Raw genomic sequence first — 18,989 nt, 5'->3', positions numbered from 1 at the left:
GCTGGATGGGGAGTGAGGACAAGCGGAGGATCACCTCGCCTGGATGGCCTGGTCCGGACATGGACTGGACGGGCGCGGGCGCGCCCTCCCAGGACGACCCCACCCTCCCGGACACGGTCGCCGAGCGCCCCCTGACCCTGCCGGAATGGCTGGGGCAGGCCCCGGAACCCGGGCGCCAGGTGGGGCGGTTCGTCCTGGGGCCGCTGCTGGGCGAGGGCGGCATGGGGCGCGTCTACCAGGCCTACGACCCTTACCTCCACCGCATCGTGGCCCTCAAGCTGGTGCGGAACCAGGATCCCCAGATCCTGGCCCGCTTCGAGCAGGAAGCCCGCGCCCAGGCCCGGGTGGACCATCCCATCATCTGCAAGGTCTACGAAGTGGGGCAGTTCGAAGGGGTTCCCTTCATCGCCATGCAGTACGTGGAGGGGGGCAACCTGGCCCAGCGGGGGAAGGACCTGGCTCTCGCCGACAAGGTCCGCATCATCACCCTGGCCGCCGGCGCCCTGGAGGCCGCCCACCAGGCTGGCCTCATCCACAGGGATATCAAGCCTTCCAATATCATGCTGGAGGACCGCCCCGGGGGCGTCACGCCCTTCCTCATGGACTTCGGCCTGGCGCGGGAGCAGGAGGGCGGTTCCCTCACCATCGACGAGCAGGTGGTGGGCACCCCTGCCTACATGGCGCCGGAACAGGCCATGGGGGTTACCGGCCGCATCGACGCCCGGGCCGATGTGTACGCCCTGGGGGCCACGTTCTTCTTCCTCCTGGCCAACCGCCCGCCCTTCCGCGGCCCCAACGCCGCCCAGACCCTGGTGGCCCTGTCCGGCACGGAGGCGCCGGGCCTGCGTTCCCTGGTGCCCGGCCTTCCCGTGGACCTGGCCGTCATCGTGCAGAAGTGCCTGGAGAAGGAACCGGACCGCCGGTACGCCAGCGCCCGCCTCATGGCCGAGGACCTGGAGCGGTTCAGCCGGGGCGAACCCATCCTCGCCCGGTCCCCGTCCCTTTTCTACCTGGCCGGGAAGGCCGCCCGCAGGCACAAGGTGGCCACCCTGCTGCTGACCCTGACCGTCCTGCTGGGCGGCTCGGCCACCGCCTGGAATGCCCGGAGCACCTGGCGCGCCCGGGCCCAGGCTGAACTGGCCCGGCGCTTCGGGGAACAGGTCAAGGATCTGGAGTGGTCGCTCCGGGTGGCGCATCTCCTTCCCGCCCACGACCTCGGGCGCGACCTCGCCCGGGTGCGGCAGGCCATGGCCGCCATCCGGGAGGACATGGCGGACCGGCCGGGCCTGGCGGACGCTCCGGGGGCCTATGCCCTGGGCCGGGGGCACCTGGTCCTGGGCGAGTACCGGGAGGCCCGGGACCAGCTGATGCGGGCCTGGGAACTGGGCGCCCGGGAGCCCCAGGTGGCCCAGGCGCTGGGCTCCACCCTGGGCGAGTTGTACCGGCGCGGCCTGGAGGAGGCCGAGCGCGAGCGCATCGGAGATGCCCGCACGGCCATGAAGCAGGACCTGGAGCGCACCTACCGGAAGCCGGCCCTGGATTTCATCCGCCTAGCCGGGGACGAGCCCTACCTGAAGGGGCTGCTCGCCTACTACGAAGGGCGCGACGGGGATGCCGCGCGCCTGGCCCGGGAGGCCCTGGACGAGGACCCGGCCCTATTCGAGGCCCACAAGCTCATGGGGGATGCCGCCCTGGACGAGGCGGAGACCGCCTTCCAGCGGGGGCTCTTCCAGGATTCGGCCGCCGCGGTGGGGCGGGCCGCGCAGGCCTTCGGCACGGCCCTGGGCATCGCCCGGAGCCACCCGGACCTGTACCTGGCGGAAGCCAGGCGGTGCCTGTTGGCCCTCCGCCTGGCCATCCATGGAACCGGAACCCTGGACCCCACCCGCCGGGACGAAGCCCTGCGCCGGGTGGACCAGGCCCTCGTCTGCGATCCCCAGGCCGCCGACGCCCAGCTCATGCGGGCCCAGATCTGGGGCACCTGGGCCGAGGCCCTGCGGCACCGGGGCGCTTCGCCCATCGAGGCCAACGCCAAGGCCCTGGAGGCCGCCCGCAAGGCGGCCGTGTCCGACACCGGCACCGGCCCCCTTATCCTGATGGCGGGCCTCCAGCGCTCCAACGCCGAGTACCTCCGCTACCACGGGGGCCAGCCGGAGCCCTGGATCCAGGGCGCCGCGGACCACTTCCGGCGGGCGGCCGCCCTCGAACCGGCCAACATCACGGTCCTGCGCGGGCACATCCTCCTGTGCTTCGTGGCCGCCGACGACGACCGGCGCAAGGGCCGGGACCCTCGGGCCACGGTGGAGACGGGACTGGCCCTGGGGGCCCGCCTCGTGCAGCTCCAGCCGGAGCTGGCCAGCAACCATGACTGGGTGGGCGGCCTCGCGGGCGCCGAGGCGGAATTCCTCCTGGACCACGGGCAGGATCCGGGGATCTGGTTCCAGAGGGCCATGGAGGCCTTCGAACGGGGGCTGGCCATCAACCCCCGGGACCAGGCCCTGCTGAACAACGTCGCCTACTACACCGCCCGGCGCGGCCAGTGGGAGATGGAAACCGGGCATTTCGCGGGCCCGACCCTGGCCCGGGCCCTGGACTTCGCCCGCCTCACGGTGCAGCTGGACCCCAAGGCGGCCCTGGGCCACGGCACCTGGGCCCTGGCGGCGCGCATCATGGCCGAGCAGGAACTGAAGGTGGGCCGGAGCCCCGTGGCCTATCTGAAGGAAGGGCAGAGCGCCTGCCAGAAGGGCGAATCCCTGGATCCGACCTTCTACGACAATCCCCTGCAGGCGGGCCTCCTGGCCCTGGTGGAAGCCCGTTGGCTCGCGTCCCAGCACGCCTCTCCGGAGCCCGCGCTCACCCAGGCCCTGGCCAAGCTGGAGCGGGCCCGGACCCTGAACCGCATCCCCAGCTGGGAAACCGAGCTGGCCCTGGCCCGGGCGAACCTCCTGGCCGCGGAACTGCTGCCGGCGAAGGCCCCGGCCCTGCGGGCCACGGCCCGGAAGCTGCTGGCGGGGGTGGAGCGCATGGATCCCGGCCTGGGGCCGCTGAAGGAGCTCCGGGGGGGCGTTTGAGGCCGGCGGCGCTTACGCTGGGCCCTCAGCGTCAGTGAAATTATTCCGACTCCACCAAGGCAAACGTGAATTCAGTTCGGCTTTCCGGCGGGCTTCGGCCGGTCCGCTGGCTCCACCTCGCCGGGTTCGCGGGGCGGCACGGGCATCTTCAACCCCATGCCACGCACCAGGTCCGTCCAGGGGCCGGGGGAATGCAGATGGACTTTCCCGGCGGGGGTGAAGAGGAAGCGCAGCTGGCCCTGCCGGTCGAAGGGCACGCGGTCCGGGAAGCGTCCGCCCTCGTCCAGGCTCTCCTTTTCGCCGGTTTCGGGATCCAGGGCCCACCAATGGATGTCCGTCTTCTCCTTGATGATTTCCTTGAACCGCCGCCTGTTTTCCACCGCCACCTCCTCCGGGGACCCCGGCGGGGTGTGCAGGGACTTGGCGAACAGGAGCACGTCGGGGGAACGGGTCGCGACGATCAGGCGGTTGTCCGCGTCGGGGGTGGCCGCCAGGAGGAAATGATCCAGGTGGCCGAGCTTCTCCATGTCGCCGACCTCCAGGTGCCCCAGGTCGACGGTGCGGTGGACGGCACCGTCCTTCAGGCTGAGGAGCCAGATGACCCCCGTCCTGGAGGACGCCAGGGCCAGGTGGTCCGGCAGCAGGACCGGCAACCACAGGTCCGGGCGCAGGGCCGCAGGCGAGAAGAGGCACGACTGGAGCCGCCGCGGCTCACGGTTGGGCGACTCGCCGGGGCGGAGGGGGGGCAGGGGGAAGGTGGTGGTCTTGACGCTGGCGAGGTTCTTCGCCGTGCCGAAGGGAAGGCCGATCACCTCCTGGAGTTCGAGCTTCCCGTTCCGGAGGCTGAAGGTGGCCACCAGCGAAGCCTGGCCGTCCTTCACATACCCGAAAAAGGGACTGATCCCCAGAAAGCGCCCTTCCTTGTCCAGGGGCACCAGGTAATTGGTGAGTCCGCAGCTCGTGTCGATCTGGCCGACCCGTTCCCATGGGCCGGAATGGGCGTTCACGGATTGCCTCAGGAGGATGGACTGGCTGACCTCCTTGCCGTCCTCCCGGGTGACGGCCCTCCGGATGTCCCAGAAGAAGCCGTTCCGGAAGGACCGGTAGCCGAATCGCAAGCCCTCCGTGGGCAGGCGGACGTCGTGGCTTCCGGGTTCCTCGCCGGTGATGACGAGGGGGTCCCCTTCCAGGGGGAGGAAGATCCAGGCCTTCTCCGTGAAGATCGACTGGTCCTGGAGTTTGAGAACGACGGGAAGCATATCCAGGGGGATGGTCTGGGCAGGGGCGGGATTGGGCGCAAGGCAAACGCACAACATCGCCGCAGACAGTCCATGGTTCACGGGATTCACTCCTTCCTAGGAATTATTTAAAACTGGGTGGGGGCGCTGGGAGGTATGGATTCGGAAATCTTAGGGTCACGAGGTTCGTGATTCAAGCCTGGAGGCCGTTTCCGAGGGGACGGATGCATTTTTGCGGGCGGAAGGGCCCCGGACGCGAGCCTGACACACGGGCTGCGCGGTCCTGGGCGGATCGTGGGAGTTGGCGCTTGGTTGGCCACCTCGGTCAATCTTCCATCGCCCTTGGGGAAGGTGTTCTCACATGCGAAGGACGGCTTGACGTTCCCTCCACGGAGGCAGTACCGTTCACGAATCAAAACAGCCCATTCAGGACCGGCAGGAAGGATTCCATGGAACGCCTCTGCAATCCGCTTTTTATACTCCAGCAAGCCCGCAAAGGCCTGCTCCCGCGTCTGGCCAGGGTGGCGAGGATGGGCTGGGTCGCCGCGTCCCTGCTCCTCGCCCACCCCCTCGAACCCGCGGCGCCGATGCGGGTCATGTACCCACTCCAGGCAACGGGTTTCGGCACGGGGTGGGGGGTGGACCCCGCCACCGGCTCGCTGACCCTGACGATGGCCGGCGCCCCGGTTCCCGGGGATCTTCCCATCCCCGTTGTCTTCCGGTACAACGCGTCGCCGGTGACGGAAATCGCCATGCTGGATGTGTGGACGCTTGTCGTGGACCCCGACAGCGGCAGGAACTACCGCACCTACGTTCCAACCGCCAAGGGACTGACTCGTAACCCATTCGGGACCATTCATTTCGGCTTCATCACAACGGGCGACATGGAAATGATTTCGGACGGAAGCACGTCCACCAAGGACGATGTCTACCATCCCTTGCAGTATTTTGTGCTGGAGGATGGCAGGACCTTTTCCATGGAGGATTTCCCGGCTCTGGGAAACTGCACCACCGGCAGCGTGAACCTGGCTCAATGTTTCGGCCTGGCCGCGCGGAATCCCAGCACCTTCGGTGTGGCCTCCGGCGGGAAGTTGGCCGCCTATTACACGAACCAGGCCGGCTTGGGAAATTGGGCGGCCCAAGCCGGAATCCTTGCTCCGGGCGTTGATGCCTTCTGGGTCGTGATGGACCGTGACAAGGCCCGGGTCTTCGCGCCCTTGGGGGAAAACGGGACCTTTGTCCCGATCCTCTGGCTGGACCGGTTCGGCCATGCGGTCACCTTCAGGTATCAGGTCTTCACCACGGGGCTCCCCGCCGGCATTTCCCAGGTCCGCACCGTCAAGGTCCTGAACTCCCGGGCCAAAGGACTCCAGGTGCAGTGGGCCATCCCGGCGGCGGGCTCCTCCTCGAATGAGCAGGTCCTGGCGCGCCTGGACTACCTGGGCGTGGCGGCCCCCTCCATGCAGGTGACCGGCTACTCCGGGCTGGCGCAAAGGTTGAATCCCACGCCGGTGGCCGGCGGCCCGGTCCTGAGGCCCACCGAGGTCCGGTTCGGCAATCCCGCGACCCTGGCGTTGCCGGGCTGGATGGGGGCGGCGCTTCCGTTGCCTTCGCCTTCCGTTTCGTCCGGAGGCTGGGCTGCGGATCAGTTCAGCACCTTCACCTATGATTCCGGGACCTGGGACCTGCGAAGCTTCACCGACGCCCTCGGCGTGGCCACGAGCCTCACCTGGACCACCGCCCCCTTCAACAACCCCGAACTCGGCATGGACGGCCATTTCCAGAGCGTCGCGGCGGCCGCCTCCCACGATCCCCAGTCCAACACCACCTTGAACCGCACCTGGACCTGGTCCCTTCCCAGGGTTGGAAGCCTGAGTTCCTGGGTCACGACCGCTTCCCAATCCTGGTCCGGCCCGGGGATAACCCCTGTGCCGGTCCCGACGGTCCGCTACCAGTTCGCTCCCCCCTCGGATCCCCATTTCGGGAACGCGGCGCCCATCACCACCACCCTCCTCGGAGCGCAGGGGGAGGTCCTTTCGACCACAAGCACGGCCTATGGTTTCTTTGGGATCGACGACACCCTCTCGCTCGCCTCCGGCAGTTCGACCTCGTCCAGCGGAAGCCCGACGATCGCCGTCCAGTCGAACCTGGACCCGGATTCCGGCGCCCCCCTGACCGTCACGACCACCGCGGGCGCGGATGTGGACGTCACGACGTACACGTACGAGGATCATCCCGACCTCCTGGACCCCAAACGGCCCATCACCGTGACCAGAAGCCGCACGAGTGGAGGCACGACGCGCACGGCGCCGGTACAAAGGATCGAATACGACCCCGTCACCTGGTTGCCGAACAAGCAGTACCTGGACGGCGGCGCGGACGGAAAGATGGGAACCGTCCTCACCTACGATCCGCCTTCCGGGCGGTTCCTCGGCAACCGGACGTTCGCGGGCGGGGCGCTTCCGGACAACGTGGGCGTGGCCTCCAGCGTGTACACGCTGGATCCCTCCAGCGGCCAACCCACGCTCCTGTCGGTGACCTATGATGTCCCGGGCGGTAATGAGAGCCTTACCCGTTCCTGGGCACAGTTCGACAGCGCGGATCGTCCCCTGGAGGCCGTGGATCCCAACGGTGTGAAAACGACCCTGACCTACGACAGCCGGGGCCGGGTCCTGACCCGGGAGACCCAGGGGCAGGCACCGGTCGCCATAGCCTATCCGAACGCGTGGACCCAGGTCGCAACCCAGAACGGACTGGAGACGCGAGAGACCCGGGATGGCTTCGGCCGGATCCTGACCCGCAAACGGGGCGGGGATGGCGTGACGGAGCACTACACGTACGATTCGAATGGCAATCCCGTGACCCGGACCGAAACCAACAAGGACGGCGCCAGCCGATCCGTCGTGACCACATACGATGAACTGGGGCGCCCCACGCGCATCGTTCCGCCCGAAGGGCCGGCTGTGGGGTATTCCTACACGGCCACCGCGGAAAATCGTGGGGTCACGGTGACCTATACTCCGGAAGCGGGAACGCCCTATTCGACCTCCTCGTCATCCAATCTCTGGGGTGAGGTGGTTCGTTCCTCCGATCCCTCCGGTACGGTGACGGCATCCACCTTCGATGCCCTGGGGCACCTGCTTTCCGCCTCGACCACCCCGGCGGGTGGCGCCACCCAGACGCGAAGTTTCTCCTATAATGGGCTCGGTCTTTTGACCTCCAAAACCATGCCGGAAACGGGGACCACCACCTATCGCCAGTTCAATGCGCAGGGGCGCCCCCAGACGACCCGGGATGCCTCCGGCCTTGAACGCACCACCCAGTGGGATGGCCTGGGCAGGATCAGGAAGGTTTCCGGGACTGGTGCGGAGGTGAAATACACGTACGCGGGGACCCTGTTGGCTTCTTCCTCGGCCTCGAACCCGAATGGCTCCACGGACTGTACGTTCACCTACGATGATTTCGGTCGGATCACCGACGAGAGCGCAACCGTGTCGGGAGCCGGGATGTCCGGATGGAGCATCGGATACGGTTACGACTCCGCGGGAAGGCTGGCGTCCATAACCTACCCGTCCGGAAGGACGATCACGTACGTCTACGGCGGCGCCGCCAGCTTTGGGCGAATTTCCCAGGTTCTCCTGGGTACTGCGCCTGCTGCCACGACCCTGGCTTCGGTCACCTACGATGGCTGGGGGAATCGCCAGGAATTGCTGTTCGGATCCGGCGCCTACAATTCCTGGACCTATTCCGCAACGGGAGGGAAGGTCGAGAAGCAGGAGATCGGCCCCTACGGATCCGCTCCGCTGACGCGGTCCTATGAGTTCGACCTGAACCTTCATCTGACCAAGGCGGGGGAATGGACTTCCCTCACCCATGACGTCAAGGGGCGGCTGGGCGGGGCCACGCTTTCCCCGGGTTCCGGGATAGCCGTGGGAACCACGGTGGGCTCCCTGGAATTTGGCCACGATGAATTCGGCAACAATGCTTCGGCCCTGATGTCCAGTTCGAACGCCCTCATCAACTTCTCCCTGGCGGTCCCCTCCGCCAGCAACCGGACGCCTCCCACCGCCACCAACGGCGCCGTGACGGGATGGTCCTACCTCGCCAACGGAAACGCCCAGACGTTCGCCATGGCCCCGGGTGCCGGGATCCCCCAGGTTTCCCTCGAATGGGATGGCCTGGGGTGGCTCCAGGCCGCCGGGGCCGACCGGGCCGCCTATTTGCCGTCCGGAATGCGATCCAGCCGGACGAACACCGGCGATGCCCTGCTGAACCGGGTCTACGCCTATTCGAGCGGTGGCCAACTCCTTACGGAATTCCGGCAGACCAGCCCGGCGCCGGCCACCTTCGCCTCCCGGGACATCGTCTACCTGGGGAGCCTCGCCATCGCTGAGATCGATTCGGCGGGGGTGCATGAACTCCATGCGGACCATCTGGGAACGCCGATCCTCGTGACCTCGCGATCGAACGGTGCCGAGGAGGGGCGCCAGTTCTTCGGCCCCTTTGGGGAACGGATCCTTCAAACCGGGTATGAACCCTCCACCGGCTACACGGGCCACCTCCAGGCGGATCCAAGCGGACTGACGTACATGAAGGGCAGGTTCTATTGCGCGCCCTGGCACCGGTTCGTCAACAGCGATCAGGGCGCCGATCCGTTCCAGGCCAACCAGTATGCGTATGCAGGCGGAAGCCCCTTCATGGTCACGGACCCGAGCGGAATGGCGGGTGGTGTTCCTTTGTCCTACAAGGAAGCGCCGGCAGGGTGGGACCGGAGCGCGGACTTCTGGGCCGGCGGGTCTACGCGGGTAATTCTGTATATTGGCCCAAAGGGGACCGAAGGTTTTTCGTATGCGCAATTGGTTGGTGGGTATCTCGGGGCTCCAATTCCATCGGTATCGGTTTGGGGTTCGCGCAACTATTGGATGCAAACAAGCCAGGGTGGCAGCTCCTCGTCAAGCTCTCCGTCGGGGAATGCGCCTGAGGGAATGACCTGGGGGGTGGTCGGAGAAATCTCTGGACAATCTTCTTATGGGTGGATCCGGCCGCAAATAACTTTTGATGAGCCGGTACGGACCCCTGATTACGTTACGGTTACTGGTGCCATATTTGCTGGTGTTGGTGGAGGGATTTCGCTAACCATTGACAAATGGGGGCGGCGTTACTGGAACCTCAATAAGGGATTTGGAATAGGCAAAGGTGTAAGCATCGTCTTTGGCACAATTTTCGATGGTCCGCACGACAAAGCCGCCGTTGCTGCCTTTCTTAATTCAACTTCTTTTACTTTTCAAGGCGATTTTGGCGCTGCGGGGGGATTCACAACTTCCGTTGATACGGGAACTAGCGCCTATGAAATTGGCGCAGGTGGTCCAGGATTTTCATTCACGTGGAACTCTGACTTGTTGAAAGGATGGTGAGGCGTGGCTAACAAGGTGGCCGCAGTATTTATTCTGGCTTTGCTATTCGCAGTTGGGATAGTGTCTCTTGTTAAGCCGTTGCTTGTTTGGGATATAGGCTGGGGTTGGTGGCTAAAGGTATTTGGTGATGTACGGGACAAGCAGAAGGTAAGGATAATTCGGGCGATGGGTATTTTATACCTTTTGCTGCTCTCCTTCTTTTTCTATGATTTCGCGCACAGGCTGCATTAGGCGTAACTTGTCGCGTTTGGGACAGACGTAGTCTTCGGATGCATAAGGCATGGTGGGAACAGACCCCAATGCTGCCTTTGCTGACGCTACGAACTGGGTGAGTCAGATTGCCAGTAGGATTTAAGAAATATCGGAAATTGAAGTTGGGTAATGAAGGGGGACATACCTCGGAATAGCTCATCTATCTCACCCTCGTGGGGGCGCCGGGAGGTATGGATTCGGAAATCTTAGGGTCATGAGGTTCGTAATTCAAGCCTGGAGGCCGTTCCTGAGGAAACCGGTGCAACTACAAATCAGACAGCATTGTCGGCCCTGGACAGGCGTGAACTCTGGTTCACACTTTAAAAATGAGGGCGGTTCTCACCACGGAGGTCTTTGACGCTTGGTTCGCCGGACTTGCCGACGCCCAGGCCAAGGACATCAAACGGTCGTTGGAATTGGCGAAGCAACTTTAGGAGAACGCGATGGGCATCAATCTGAAGAAATGGGATGTGGTCGAACACCTCCAGAGTGAGGAGGAGATGGCCAGCTACCTCGAAGCCTGCTTCGAGGAGGACCCCGGGGACGGCAGCCTTATCCGCGCGGCCCTGGGGGACATCGCCCGGGCTCGAGGCATGGCGCAGCTGGCCCGTGACACTGGACTCAGCCGTGAAGGTCTCTACAAGGCGCTCGCTCCAGACGGCAATCCGGAATTCGCGACGGTAGTGAAGGTCATCAACGCACTGGGCCTGCGGCTCCATGCCGCCCATGCCTGAACCACACGGAGAGCGCAGGAAGCAGGGTCGGCATTTCCTCAAGTCCGGCACGCCCCGTCGAGGTGGCACCGGATCGATTCCACGAAGCCGTCCTCGGTGGGGAAGGCGGCGGGTTCCATCACCTCTCCGGGGCGCACGGAGATGCGCGTCCGGCGGGCCCGGGCCAGGCCCCGGAGGTGGGGCAGGAGGGTCGCGGCGCCCACCCAGGGGTACTGCGGGTCGGCGCCCTCCAGGCGGAAGGGCAGCACGGGAATGCCCAGGCGGTAGGCCATGCGCAGGCCGCCCTCCCGCAGGGGGGCCAGGTCGCCGGTGGTGGTGGTGCCCTCGGGGAAGAGCAGGAAGGATTGCCCTCCCCGCAGGTCCCGGCGCAGGGTTTTGAGGGCGGCGGCGCGGCTGAAGAGGTTGTCGCGGTCCACGAACCGCAGGCCGGCCTTGCGGGCCCCGGAGCCGATGAGGGGATAGGCGGCCACTTCCGCCTTGGCCAGGGCCCCGCTGGGGCGGAGGCTGAGGAAGACCACCGGGTCCAGCCAGCTCAGGTGGTTGGAGACCCACAACTGGCCGCCTTCGGGCACGGGGGCCGCCAGGGTGGCCTCCACGCCCAGGCGGCGCAGGATCCGCCCGGCCCAGCGGTGCAGGGCCCACTGGGGGCGCCGGCGCCAGCCCATGGCTCCGCTGGCCAGGGCCGCGCCGCCCAGGGCGGCCAGGAGCCGCAGGGCGGGGGCGGGGTGGCCCGGGGGGTAGTTCACGGGGCGACGCCGATGCCGTTGCGGTCCTGGATGAACCGCTCGATGGCCGAGCGGTCCGCCACCGGGGCCCGCTTCTCCCAGGGGCAGCCGCGCGTCCAGAGTCCCAGCATGTCCTCCGGGCACCCCACCTTCTCGTAGATGGTCTCCACGGCCACCGCAAGGGCTTCGGCGGTGAGCGGGGCCTCCATGACGTCCCGGAGCAGGGCCAGGCGCCAGCGGTCCTGGGCGGCGCCCCACCGGTGCCCGCCGGGGCGGGGCACCTTGCCCGTGGCCTCCCGGCTGGCCTCCCACAGGGCGGCCTCGAACAGCTCCCGGGCCTCCAGGGCCGCCAGGGCCTTGGGGGCGAGGGGGCCGTGGGCCAGCAGCCAGTCCTGGATCTCCGCCTGGGTGAGCAGGCCGAAGTCGTAGCCTGTGACGAGCTCGTCCCAGCCCACCGCGATGCCTTGCCGTTCAAGCAGCGAAAGCCACATGTCCCGTCTCCTTCAGCTGAGCAGTTGAAGCGCGATGTGGGCCGCCACCCGCGCGCTGTCGTCCGCGCCGGGCAGGGTGGGGGCCAGTTCCATGATGTCGGCGCCGACCCACGCCACGTTCCGGAGGCAGGCCAGCAGGGTGAAGACGTCCAGCACCGAAAGGCCGCCGGGGACGGGTTCGGCCACGGCGGGGCAGAAGGCCGGGTCCAGCACGTCCAGGTCCACGCTCACGTACGCCGGCATCTGGCCCACCCGGGCGATGTCGCCCTGGAGCTGCGAGAGGAGCCGGGGGTCCTTGAGGTCCATGGGCGTCCACAGGCGCACGCCGGCGTTCAGGAGGAAGACGATCTCCTCGCTGTCGAACCGGGGGGCGCGCACCCCCAGGGTCACGGTGTGCCGGGGGTCCACCAGGCCTTCCTGGATCGCGCTCCGGAGCCAGGTGCCGTGGTGGTGTTCGGTGCCCCAGGCCTCGCCGGTGCCGGCGTCGGGGTGGGCGTCCAGGTGCAGGAGGCCCAGGGGCCCGCGGGTGCGGGCGTGGGCCCGCAGAGCGCCCAGGGTCATGAGGTGGTCGCCGCCCAGGAGGAGGGTCCGCGCCCCCAGGGAACTCCACCCGTGCACCGCCGCCTCCACCGCGTCCAGGGCCTGGGCGATGCTGAAGGGGCGGGTGGGGATGTTGCCACCGTCCACCCAGTCCAGGGCCGCCAGGGTGCGGCCCCCCAGGTCGTGGCCCTGGAGGCGGAAGGGCATGGCCGCGCGGCCCAGGCCCAGGGTGGCCGCCCGCAGGGCCCAGGGGCCCAGGCGCGCGCCGGGGCGGTTCAGGACCCCGCCGTCGAAGGGGGCCCCCAGCACCACGCCTGGCACGGCCGAGGGCTCCAGCTGCTGGGGCAGGCCCAGGAAGGGGGTGACGCCCGTGCGCAGGGCCAGGAGCAGGTCTTCGGAATTCACGCGCGCTCCGTTCAGGAAACCAGCTTGAGGCGGGAGTACCGGGCCCGGAGGCGGTCGATGTCCTGCTTCTCGATTACCGACCACAGCCGCACGTCGCCCGCGTGGTAGTAGTCCCGCGCCTCGGCCACCACCCGCGCGCCCAGGGATTCGTGGATGGACCTGGCGTCGAGGTTGCCGGGCTCCACCAGGAACCGGCAGGACTCCATGTCCTCGGCCAGGAGCTTCTTCACCATGGCGCGGATGAGCAGGTAGTTCACGCGGGACTTCTGGTAGTCGGGGTGCACGGCCAGGGTGGCGCAGTAGATGGCCTTGCCGTTGGGGAAGTTCAGCACGTACCCCACGGGGCGGTCGCCGTCCAGGGCGATAAAGCACCACTCGGAGTAGAAGTCCGTGCAGAGCCGCTGGTAGTAGGGGCAGAGCTCGCCCACTTCGTCCTGCTCCCAGATCTCGCGCTCCAGGCGCCGCAGGTGGGGGAAGTCGCCGGGCTCCAGGGGGCGGATCTCGTAGCGGGGCTGCCGGGGTTCCATGAGCGGGATCGTCATCGGATCACCTCCTGGTCCAAGCATCGCGTCCGGGCGTTACGGGCCGTGGCCCTGGGGGCAACGCCCCGGATCATTCCTGGGAATTCCTTGTTAACCGCCGCGGCTGGCGGCGCTCCACGAAGGTTTCAGCCCGGTTGGAGAATCCGGTGGAAATTGGGTGTGAACACCGTGGGCATGGCGCTACCGGACTCGGGCGATCTTCAGGAGGGCGTCGGAGAGGGTGACGCCCGAGGCCTGGACGTTCCTCGCGTCCACCAGGATCACGGGCCGGCCCTTCTCCAGGACGATGGCGACCGCGGCTCCCGCCGCCAGCAGCGCCGCGTCGCCGGCCACCACCAGCTTGCCTTCGGCCAGGAAGTCCTTCAGCTGGTCCCGGTTGGCGGCCCAGGCCACCGGGGCCTTGGCGTCGGGTGAGACGCCGCCTTTCTTGAGGGCCATGGCCAGGTCCATGTCCCGGCAGGCGATGCGGCCCGGCGCGCCCGCGCTGGCCGTGACGACCTTGAGGAAGGGCGTCAGCTCGCCGGGGGCGACCGGGGGCGGGGCGGCCATGGCCATGGAAACGAAGAGCAGGACGGCGGGCAACGGCGACATGGGTCCTCCAGGGACCCAGTCTTCCCGATCCCTGTATCTCCTTTTGTCCGATGCGGTTACGCTCCTGTGACTTCTCGTGTAGGCCGCCATAAGAAGTGGCAACACAACCTGCAAACTGGATTGGGCCTTCCCGCCAATGAAAGCGTGAAGTTTTCCCTCTGCGACCCTCCGCGAGTCCTCCGCGCCTCCGCGTCCATGTGGTTCTCGCGATGGGTCGGCGCGTTGCGTCAGTGGACGGTCGCGCCGGCACACACCAGCAGCCAATTGGACGCGGAGGCGCTGAGATCTCGCAGAGGAACGCGGAGAACTGCCTTTTGGATTTCTTGTAGCCCCTTACCGCCCGTCACCACCCCGGGGATGAGAAGCAGATGAGGCGCAAGAAATGCTTGAACCAGGATTTCTGGTGGTCCGTACTATCGCACGAACAGCGGATGCAGGAGTCGCAGCGTCCCGTAGGCGATGCCGAAGCTGCAGGGAATCGTCAGCACCCAGGCCACGAAGATGTTCCCGGCCACGCCCCAGCGGACCACGTTGGCGTTCATGGTGGCGCCCACGCCCATGATGGCGCCGGTGATGGAGTGGGTGGTCGACACGGGGATCCCGAAGTGGGCGGTGGTGAACAGGACCATGGCCGCGGCGGTCTCGGCGGCGAACCCGTGGATGGGCCGGAGCTTGACGATGCGGCTGCCCATGGTCTTGATGATGCGCAGGCCGCCGCTGGCGGTGCCCGCGGCCATCATGCCCGCGCAGCCCACCTTGACCCACAGGGGAACCGCCACCTGGTGCCCGGGGAGAACGGTCATCTTCCCGTAGATGATCAGGGCGAGGCAGATGACGCCCATGGCCTTCTGGGCGTCGTTCTGGCCGTGGGTGAACGCCATGGCGCTGGCAGAGACCAGTTGGAGCTTCCGGAAGGCGTTGTTGATCCTGGTGCCCGAGGCATGCCTGCAGATCCACTGGATGAGAAGGATCAGGACGGCGCCCATGAGGAAGCCCAGCATGGGGGAGACGAAGATGAAGAGGGTGATCTCCTCCAGCTTGGTCATGTGGAGGGCCCCGAAGCCCGCGTGGGCCACCACGGCCCCGGCCAGGCCGCCCATGAGGGTGTGGCTGGTGCTGGAGGGGATGCCGAAGTACCAGGTGCCCAGGTCCCACAGGATCGCCGCGGTGAGGGCGGCGATGAGGACTTCGGGCACCACGAACTGGGAGTCGGCGATTCCCTTGGCGATGGTGGTGGCCACGTGGGTCCCCAGGAGGGCCCCGCCGAAGTTCAGGCAGGCCGCCATCACGATGGCGTTGCGGGCCGACAGCACTCCCGTGGAGACCACGGTGGCGATGGCGTTGGCGGTGTCGTGGAAGCCGTTGATGTAGTCGATGGCCCAGGCCATCAGGATGATGAGGATGAGCGTCGGGATCATGGCTCGCTCAGGCGTTGCGCATGACGGTTGAGCTCACGACCTTCGAGACGAGTTCGATGCGGTCGGTGGCGTCCTCCAGGAGGCTGAGGATCTCCTTCCACTTGATGAGCTCGATGGGGTCCTTGGGGTTCTCGAAGATCTCCGCCAGGGCCGCGTGGTAGACGGCGTCGGCCTGGTTCTCGAGCTCGTTGCAGTACTGGATGCGCTTGTTGATGTCCTTTCCGTTGGACATGTTGCGCAGGTGGCCGATGAGGGGCCTGACCTCCTCGGCGCCGGCGACGATGAGCCGCCCCAGTTCCACGGCCGTGGGCATCACGGTGGTGATCTTGTAGAGCACCAGGCGCTCGCAGACCCCGTCCAGGCAGTCCACGACGTCATCGAGGCTGTGGGCCAGGTGGAGGATGTCCTCGCGCTCGATGGGCGTCATGAAGGTGCGGTTGAGCCGGTCCACGATCTCGTGGGTGATCTCGTCCCCCACGTGCTCCAGGTCCTTCATCTTGCGGCGCATCCCGGCCCATTCGCCGGGGGTCTGCCGGGACTTGAACTCGGCCTCGAAATGCTTGGCCGACTCCACGAGGTTGGAGGCGGAGGATTCGAGCAGGTCGAAAAACACCATTTCGTGGGGTTTCAGCCAGCTGATGAGAGAGTTCAGGGACATCGGGGCTCCAGGTAGGCCAATGAAACCATTGTGCCTTGGGAAGCCCCGGATCCCTAGCCGGAATGGGCGAAGGTCCGGCACTCCGCCGCTTTTTCCCAGGAGAGGCTATGACTAAGACTGGATTTGGAAAGGGCGGGTTCTTGATGGTTGAACGGGCCTGGTCCCCCCTTTGGCGCCGGCCCAACCAGACAACCCCGTTGGGTTTCTGGATTGGCATTGCATCGACCGCCAGCGCCGAAAAATTCCGAATGAAAAGCCAAACGCTGAGGCGCTGGGATCTCGCTGGGGCGCTGGGTTTTCAACCTCGTGCGTCAAGGGGTAACCCCAACAAACGTGTAACCAGGGGCAAAGTCGCCGGATCGTTTTCTAGTGTTGACCGACCGATCGTCTCATTTGCCCCTCGAAGAACCGGGCGATGTCCTCCGCCATGGGATCGTTGACCACGTGAGCAGCCTTGGCGTAGAGCCGAAACGTGGCCGACAGACTCTGTGCCGTATATAACTGTTCGGCCTTCCGCCAGCGGTCCTGTAGGGTGGGGCCGAAACGGCGGAAGATCAGCTCCTCGTCGGACTTGGCGAAGCTGTCCCGGCACACCACGGCGTCGTTCCTATCCTCGGCCCCCAGGTAGAAGAACCAGTTCACCTTCCGCAGCGCCTCGAGGTCCAGGGGCCGCCCCCCTAGCGCAGCGAGGTCGGCGCTGCCCACAGGATACGGCAGTCTCTCTCCGGACACGGTCTCCACCGGGGCGATCGGCCACCCTCCCGGGGAACCGCAGGCCACGCCCAGGACCCGCTCGGGATGGAGCAGACCGAACCGGTTGACGAACATGCCCGAGGCGGAGAACCCGGAAAGCAGGATCCTCGGCTGGACCGCCCGGCCCTGGGCGGTCAGTAGGGCCCGGGCGTCGTCGATCATGCCAAGAAGCTGCAGGTCCACCCGCCGCCATTCGGGCAGTTCGGCAAGCAAGGCCTCGCGGCTCAAGGCGTGTAAATACAGATTGCCCTCGTCCGTGTCCTTCGGGTCCAGGATCGGCCTTGGGAACAGCGGCACCAGGAGCGGGCAGCCAAGGCGATCAGCTAAGGCCCGCTGCCTTTGTAATTCACATCGCCCGGAGGCCCGGATCAGGTCCAGGTTCTCCACCGCGAACCCGGTGTTGTTGGGCACCACCAGGAGGAACGGAACTTTCACTTCCTTGGGGGTGTACAGCAGGTAGGGCCAGCGGAACCCCTGGGCGGGGTCTGCCGGCCGTTCGGCGCAGCGCTCAGCGTCCAGGTCGCAGACCTCCATCTGTGGCCCCTTCATCGCGAATTCGGCCCGGCCGCCTTGGGGTGAGGTGATCTCCAGGGTGTACTTCCCCACGGGAAGTTGACACACCAGGGTCAACTCCCCTTCCCGGCCAGACCAGGCGAACACCTCGGCGGCATCCTCGCAACGCAGCCGAACGTTCGCCTCGCCCCCCTGGGTTTTTAGCCACAGATTCAAACGATGCGCACTGCGGTGGGGCGGCACCAGGAACTCCACCCTGAGGGGTTTGGATCGAAGGGTCAGGCCGTACGTGAGATTGTAGCCTTCTTGAATGTTTCGCTCGTGGCGGGTTCGTGATTCCAAGGCTAGGGCATCTTCCGCCTGTTGGGCCAGCAGCCAAGTACAGCAAAACAGGAATGAAAGCATGCTTTTTATCATGTTCGGCCTCGAAAACAGGCGGGCCCGACAGGCCAGAGTTAAAGGGTGTCTCATTACCTTCGCGAACGTCAACGGGAAGGCATCAGCCTGGCAAAGCAGCGCGGGGCCTACAAGGGCCGCAAGAAGGCTCTTGGCCCAGACCAAGCCAAGGCCCTTCATTTGCGGGCGCAGGCCGGAGAACCGAAGGCTAGCCTCGCCCGCGAGTTCGGCATCAGCCGGGAAACTTTGTATCAGTACCTGCGGTCAGTGGGCTGATCCGGCTACTTTGCCCCTGGTTACACGTTTGTTGGGGTTACCCCGTCAAGGGCGAGGAAAGACCCATCTTTTTATTTTCCCAGCGCCCCAGCGAGTCCTCAGCGCCCCAGCGTTTGATTTTTTCGGTGGTCTTCACCGATCCGCCCCGGACAATCCGCAAAGAGCCTCAACCCACAGGATAAAGCCCGGCCCCGAAGCAACAGATATCAATTCAATTTAACTTTTAATTTCACTTATTAAATCCCATCGACCCTCTACGCGTCCACGCTGCCCAGCCGGTACCCCACCCCGACCACCGTCTCGATCAGGCTCGCCGCCTCCCCCAGCTTGGAGCGCACCCGGCGCACGTGGGCGTCGATGGTCCGGCTTTCGCCCAGGTATTCCAGCCCCCACACCTGCTGGAGGATCTTCTCCCGGCTCAGCACCCGCCGGGGGTTCTGGAGGAAGTAGGCCAGCAGTTCGAACTCCCTGCGCGTCAACTCGATGGCTTCCCCGCTGACCCGGGCGATGTGCATGTCCAGGTCCACCGAGATCGGCCCGAAGGTCATCTGCTGGACCTTGCCGCCGGTGTCGATGAAGGCCGCGCGGCGGAGGATGGCCCGGATCCGGGCCACCAGCTCCCGGCTGGAGTAGGGCTTGGAGATGTAGTCGTCCGCGCCCAGTTCCAGGCCCAGGACCCGGTCGATCTCCTCGTTGCGGGCGGTGACGAGCACCACCGGCAGGGCGCGGTAGCTGGCGTCGGCCCGGATGGCCCGCAGCACGTCCAGGCCGTCCACGTCGGGCAGGGTGAGGTCCAGCAGGGCCACGTCCAGGCGCGAGGCCTGCCCCGCGGAGGACTGGGAGATGAACCGCAGGGCCTCCCGGCCGGTGCCGAAGGTGCTCAGGGAGAACCCCTCCCGTTTGAGATGCTCTTCCAGCCCCAGGCGGATGTCGGCATCGTCTTCAAGGAGGAGGAGGTGGGGCATCGGGACT

The 18,989-nt window shown here is 66.3% G+C and carries 14 protein-coding genes and 1 pseudogene; 5 read left to right on the top strand and 10 right to left on the bottom strand.

What is annotated here, in order from left to right:
* Nucleotides 1–59 precede the first annotated feature (59 nt).
* Nucleotides 60–3,071 (top strand): protein kinase domain-containing protein, encoded by a 3,012-nt coding sequence (locus tag ACZ5LB_RS05035; RefSeq protein ID WP_464605037.1) that lies wholly within the window; start codon nt 60–62, stop codon nt 3,069–3,071.
* 71 nt (nt 3,072–3,142) lie between these two features.
* Here ACZ5LB_RS05035 and ACZ5LB_RS05030 read toward each other — a convergent pair whose 3' ends face one another.
* Entirely contained in the window at nt 3,143–4,330 is a 1,188-nt protein-coding gene (locus ACZ5LB_RS05030) for a hypothetical protein (RefSeq protein WP_464605036.1), read from the bottom strand.
* A 428-nt stretch (nt 4,331–4,758) separates the two neighbouring features.
* On the opposite strand from ACZ5LB_RS05030, the gene ACZ5LB_RS05025 reads away from it, so the two are divergent.
* The 3 genes from ACZ5LB_RS05025 (at nt 4,759) to ACZ5LB_RS05015 (ending at nt 10,709) form a co-directional block, all read left to right on the top strand.
* Entirely contained in the window at nt 4,759–9,723 is a 4,965-nt protein-coding gene (locus tag ACZ5LB_RS05025; RefSeq protein WP_464605035.1) for an RHS repeat-associated core domain-containing protein, read from the top strand.
* A 3-nt stretch (nt 9,724–9,726) separates the two neighbouring features.
* Nucleotides 9,727–9,954, top strand: a complete 228-nt coding sequence (locus ACZ5LB_RS05020; protein WP_464605033.1) for a hypothetical protein — start codon at nt 9,727–9,729, stop codon at nt 9,952–9,954.
* Nucleotides 9,955–10,418: 464 nt separating this feature from the next.
* On the top strand, nt 10,419–10,709 hold the full coding sequence (locus tag ACZ5LB_RS05015; RefSeq protein ID WP_464605031.1) for an addiction module antidote protein: 291 nt from the start codon (nt 10,419–10,421) through the stop codon (nt 10,707–10,709).
* A gap of 38 nt (nt 10,710–10,747) precedes the next feature.
* Here ACZ5LB_RS05015 and ACZ5LB_RS05010 read toward each other — a convergent pair whose 3' ends face one another.
* From ACZ5LB_RS05010 to ACZ5LB_RS04975, 8 genes are all read right to left on the bottom strand, one after another.
* Nucleotides 10,748–11,455, bottom strand: a complete 708-nt coding sequence (locus ACZ5LB_RS05010; RefSeq protein ID WP_464605030.1) for a lysophospholipid acyltransferase family protein — start codon at nt 11,453–11,455, stop codon at nt 10,748–10,750.
* On the bottom strand, nt 11,452–11,925 hold the full coding sequence (locus ACZ5LB_RS05005; protein ID WP_464605028.1) for a hypothetical protein: 474 nt from the start codon (nt 11,923–11,925) through the stop codon (nt 11,452–11,454). Before ACZ5LB_RS05005 ends, ACZ5LB_RS05010 begins: the two co-directional genes overlap by 4 nt.
* A 12-nt stretch (nt 11,926–11,937) precedes the next feature.
* Nucleotides 11,938–12,870 (bottom strand): arginase family protein, encoded by a 933-nt coding sequence (locus tag ACZ5LB_RS05000; RefSeq protein ID WP_464605026.1) that lies wholly within the window; start codon nt 12,868–12,870, stop codon nt 11,938–11,940.
* Nucleotides 12,871–12,881: 11 nt separating this feature from the next.
* Nucleotides 12,882–13,412 (bottom strand): GNAT family N-acetyltransferase, encoded by a 531-nt coding sequence (locus tag ACZ5LB_RS04995; protein ID WP_464605025.1) that lies wholly within the window; start codon nt 13,410–13,412, stop codon nt 12,882–12,884.
* A 180-nt stretch (nt 13,413–13,592) separates the two neighbouring features.
* A complete protein-coding gene (locus ACZ5LB_RS04990) occupies nt 13,593–14,003 on the bottom strand; it encodes a hypothetical protein (RefSeq protein WP_464605024.1) in 411 nt (136 codons plus the stop codon).
* Nucleotides 14,004–14,416: 413 nt separating this feature from the next.
* A complete protein-coding gene (locus tag ACZ5LB_RS04985) occupies nt 14,417–15,421 on the bottom strand; it encodes an anion permease (protein WP_464605023.1) in 1,005 nt (334 codons plus the stop codon).
* Nucleotides 15,422–15,428: 7 nt separating this feature from the next.
* The gene (locus ACZ5LB_RS04980; protein WP_464605021.1) at nt 15,429–16,079 is read right to left on the bottom strand and encodes a DUF47 domain-containing protein; all 651 of its coding nucleotides are present in this window, start codon (nt 16,077–16,079) and stop codon (nt 15,429–15,431) included.
* Between the two features lie 366 nt (nt 16,080–16,445).
* Nucleotides 16,446–17,762, bottom strand: a complete 1,317-nt coding sequence (locus ACZ5LB_RS04975) for an alpha/beta hydrolase (RefSeq protein WP_464605020.1) — start codon at nt 17,760–17,762, stop codon at nt 16,446–16,448.
* A 57-nt stretch (nt 17,763–17,819) separates the two neighbouring features.
* Between ACZ5LB_RS04975 and ACZ5LB_RS04970 the strand changes: the two are divergent.
* Nucleotides 17,820–18,017: pseudogene (locus tag ACZ5LB_RS04970) on the top strand (helix-turn-helix domain-containing protein); the annotation flags it as partial.
* A 254-nt stretch (nt 18,018–18,271) separates the two neighbouring features.
* On the opposite strand, the gene ACZ5LB_RS04965 reads toward ACZ5LB_RS04970, so the two are convergent.
* Nucleotides 18,272–18,982 carry a response regulator transcription factor gene (locus tag ACZ5LB_RS04965; RefSeq protein WP_464605019.1) on the bottom strand — a complete coding sequence of 237 codons (711 nt, stop codon included), beginning with the start codon at nt 18,980–18,982 and terminating at the stop codon, nt 18,272–18,274.
* Between the last annotated feature and the right edge of the window lie 7 nt (nt 18,983–18,989).

It is taken from the genome of Mesoterricola sp. MK458 (assembly GCF_055384935.1).
Note: the sequence above shows the minus strand (reverse complement) of the source record. Positions and strands in the feature narration are given on the sequence as shown.